This window comes from Escherichia sp. TW14182, from assembly GCF_000208525.1.
Taxonomy (GTDB): Bacteria; Pseudomonadota; Gammaproteobacteria; order Enterobacterales; family Enterobacteriaceae; genus Escherichia; species Escherichia ruysiae.
This window is the reverse complement of the sequence record NZ_AEJZ01000345.1, coordinates 1-3,411: the sequence shown is the minus strand read 5'-3', so window position 1 is coordinate 3,411 and position 3,411 is coordinate 1. Positions and strand designations below refer to the sequence as shown.

3 protein-coding genes are annotated in these 3,411 nt (G+C 54.1%); 2 read left to right on the top strand and 1 reads right to left on the bottom strand.

Annotation, left to right across the window (positions count from 1 at the left end; all coding sequences use genetic code 11):
• Positions 1-1,289 (bottom strand): ribulokinase (araB, locus tag EQY_RS0121390; RefSeq protein WP_000951850.1); only part of this gene is annotated, 1,289 nt, incomplete at its 3' end.
• Between the two features lie 339 nt (positions 1,290-1,628).
• Here araB and araC point away from each other — a divergent pair.
• Both araC and EQY_RS0121380 read left to right on the top strand, forming a co-directional pair.
• The gene (gene araC / locus EQY_RS0121385; protein ID WP_016159393.1) at positions 1,629-2,507 is read left to right on the top strand and encodes an arabinose operon transcriptional regulator AraC; all 879 of its coding nucleotides are present in this window, start codon (positions 1,629-1,631) and stop codon (positions 2,505-2,507) included.
• Between the two features lie 85 nt (positions 2,508-2,592).
• On the top strand, positions 2,593-3,357 hold the full coding sequence (locus EQY_RS0121380; RefSeq protein WP_001148380.1) for a DedA family protein: 765 nt from the start codon (positions 2,593-2,595) through the stop codon (positions 3,355-3,357).
• Positions 3,358-3,411: the final 54 nt, after the last annotated feature.

Here is a 3,411-nt window from a genome sequence, read left to right as displayed (position 1 = left end):
AACCCGCCGAACAGCGCCGGGGCGTCGGTGGCGAGATTGAGATCGGTAATCACCCCTTTCAGGCGTTGGTTTGCGTTCGGTGTGCGGCGGCCGTTAAACCAGTCGAGCACCACCGGCAGGTGATCCAGAGACGGATTTTTGGCCCACGCCTCGGTCAGCGCCGGAAGCAGTTGTTTCTGGCTGGCGTTGATTTGCTCTTTCAGTTCCGGATGCTGGGCGGCAAGCTGTTCCAGCGGCCAGCCGAGTACGCGACCAAACCAGGCGTAGATATCACCAAAGGCCGATTGGCCTGCTTCCAGACCGATAAATCCAGGCACCACGCTGCCATCAACCTGGCCGCAAATACCTTTCACCGCGCGTTCACCGACGCTGTGTTTGTCGGCAATCAGAATGTCGCAGGTGGAAGTGCCGATAACTTTTACCAGCGCGTTAGGCTGTGCGCCTGCGCCAACTGCGCCCATATGGCAGTCAAACGCGCCGCCGGAAATCACCACGCTTTCAGGCAGGCCGAGACGCTGCGCCCATTCCGGACATAAGGTGCCCACCGGAATATCGGCAGTCCAGGTATCAGTGAATAGCGGGGAAGGTAAATGACGGTTGAGGATTGGATCCAGCTCATCAAAGAAACTGGCTGGTGGCAGGCCGCCCCAGCTTTCGTGCCACAGTGATTTATGCCCGGCGCTGCAACGTCCACGACGGATATCCTGCGGGTGGGTGGTGCCGGAAAGCAGGGCTGGCACCCAATCGCACAGCTCAACCCACGATGCGGCAGATTGCGCAACAGCGTTGTCCTGACGGGTAACGTGGAGAATTTTCGCCCAGAACCATTCGCTGGAATAAATACCGCCAATATAGCGGGAGTAGTCAACGTTGCCCGGTGTGTGACATAAGCGGGTGATCTCTTCTGCTTCTTCAACCGCAGTGTGGTCTTTCCACAATACGAACATCGCGTTCGGGTTTTCGGCAAACTCCGGGCGCAGCGCCAGCACGTTACCGTCAGCGTCAATCGGTGCGGGCGTCGAGCCGGTGCTGTCCACGCCAATTCCGACCACAGTTGCGCGCTGTTCGGCGCTAAGCTCTGCAAGCACGGTTTTCAGCGCCGCTTCCATTGACTCAATGTAGTCACGCGGATGATGACGGAACTGGTTATTCGGGGCATCACAAAATTGCCCTTTCTGCCAACGGGGATACCACTCTACGCTGGTGGCGATCTCTTCACCGGTGGCGCAGTCCACCGCCAAAGCTCGCACAGAATCACTGCCAAAATCGAGGCCAATTGCAATCGCCATCGTTTCACTCCATCCAAAAAAAACGGGTATGGAGAAACAGTAGAGAGTTGCGATAAAAACAGTCAGGCAGTATTCGCTAATCTTATGGATAAAAATGCTATTGCATAGCAAAGTGTGACGCCGTGCAAATAATCAATGTGGACTTTTCTGCCGCGATTATAGACACTTTTGTTACGCGTTTTTGTCATGGCTTTCGTCCCTCCTTGTTACAAAATGCTTTTCACAAGCGGGGTTGCTGGTTGGATTAGTGAAGATAGCCCGCCAGGGACGCAATGCTGATGATGTTTAATGCAATATGGACAATTGGTTTCTTCTCTGATTGGCGGGAGTATGAAAAGTATGGCTGAAGCGCAAAATGATCCCCTGCTGCCGGGTTACTCGTTTAACGCCCATCTGGTGGCGGGTTTAACGCCGATTGAGGCCAACGGTTATCTCGATTTTTTTATCGACCGACCGCTGGGAATGAAAGGTTATATCCTCAATCTCACTATTCGCGGTCAGGGGGTGGTGAAAAATCAGGGACGAGAATTTGTCTGCCGGCCGGGCGATATTTTGCTGTTCCCGCCGGGAGAAATTCATCACTACGGTCGTCATCCGGAGGCTCGTGAATGGTATCACCAGTGGGTTTACTTTCGTCCGCGCGCCTACTGGCATGAATGGCTTAACTGGCCGTCAATATTTGCCAATACCGGTTTCTTTCGCCCGGATGAAGCGCACCAGCCGCATTTCAGCGATCTGTTCGGGCAAATCATTAATGCCGGACAAGGGGAAGGGCGCTATTCGGAATTACTGGCGATAAATCTTCTTGAGCAATTGTTATTGCGGCGTATGGAAGCGATTAATGAGTCGCTCCATCCGCCGATGGATAATCGGGTACGCGAGGCTTGTCAGTACATCAGCGATCACCTGGCGGACAGCAATTTTGATATCGCCAGCGTCGCGCAGCATGTCTGCCTGTCGCCGTCGCGTCTGTCGCATCTGTTCCGCCAGCAGTTAGGGATTAGCGTCTTAAGCTGGCGCGAGGACCAGCGCATTAGTCAGGCGAAGCTGCTTTTGAGCACCACCCGGATGCCTATCGCCACCGTCGGGCGCAATGTTGGCTTTGATGATCAACTCTATTTTTCCAGGGTATTTAAAAAATGTACCGGGGCGAGCCCTAGTGAGTTCCGTGCTGGTTGTGAAGAAAAAGTGAATGATGTAGCTGTCAGGTTGTCATAACTGGTAACGAATCAGACAATTGATGGCTTGACGGAGTGGCAATGGGTTTGCAGAATCCCTGCTTCGTCCCTTTGACAGGCACATTATGCAAGCATTGCTGGAACACTTTATTACCCAATCCACCGTGTACTCATTGATGGCGGTGTTATTGGTGGCTTTTCTGGAGTCGCTGGCGCTGGTCGGGTTGATTCTACCCGGTACGGTGCTGATGGCGGGGCTGGGGGCGCTGATTGGCAGTGGCGAGTTAAGTTTCTGGCACGCCTGGCTGGCAGGGATTATTGGCTGCCTGATGGGCGACTGGATCTCCTTCTGGCTGGGCTGGCGTTTTAAAAAGCCGTTGCATCGTTGGTCATTTCTGAAGAAAAACAAAGCACTACTCGACAAAACCGAACATGCGCTGCATCAGCACAGCATGTTCACCATTCTGGTCGGTCGTTTTGTCGGCCCGACGCGTCCGCTGGTGCCAATGGTGGCGGGGATGCTGGATCTGCCGGTGGCGAAATTTATCACGCCAAATATTATCGGCTGTTTGTTGTGGCCGCCGTTTTACTTCCTGCCGGGGATTCTGGCGGGCGCGGCGATTGATATTCCTGCCGGGATGCAGAGCGGTGAGTTTAAGTGGCTGTTGCTGGCGACGGCGGTGTTTTTGTGGGTTGGCGGCTGGCTGTGTTGGCGGTTATGGCGCAGCGGTAAAGCAACTGACCGTTTAAGTCATTATTTGTCGCGTGGTCATTTGTTGTGGCTGACACCGTTGATATCTGCCACTGGCGTGGTGGCGCTGGTGGTGTTAATTCGCCATCCGTTGATGCCGGTGTATATCGATATTTTGCGTAAAGTGGTTGGGGTTTAGGGGATAGTTCGCACCGGCACTGGTTTGTTCCCCTCACCCTAACCCTCTCCCCAG